The organism is Pseudoalteromonas sp. GW168-MNA-CIBAN-0100 (assembly GCF_040309225.1).
GTDB classification, from domain to species: domain Bacteria; phylum Pseudomonadota; class Gammaproteobacteria; order Enterobacterales; family Alteromonadaceae; genus Pseudoalteromonas; species Pseudoalteromonas arctica.
In genome coordinates this window covers 1-255 of record NZ_JBEOOL010000789.1, presented here as the reverse complement: position 1 = coordinate 255, position 255 = coordinate 1, and the positions used below count along the sequence as shown (strand labels likewise).

Here is a 255-nt window from a genome sequence, read left to right as displayed (position 1 = left end):
GCTAAAAGCTTAGCAATTGATTTAAATGACGTTGATGTAACCTTAGTGCATCCTGGTTTTGTTAAAACCCCTCTAACTAATAAAAATGACTTTCCTATGCCTATGGCCGTTACAGCGCAAAAAGCGGCAGACTATATGATAAAAGGCATACACAAGCGTCGTAAAGAAGTGCATTTTCCGTATCGTTTTACACTAATATTAAAAGCACTGCGCATATTACCATTGCCGCTGTGGCTCAAAATTGCAAAAGGACTA

General features: G+C 38.4%; 1 pseudogene. It reads left to right on the top strand.

From position 1 onward, the window contains the following. Positions 1–255 (top strand): annotated as a pseudogene (locus tag AAEY62_RS23435) (short-chain dehydrogenase); the annotation flags it as partial.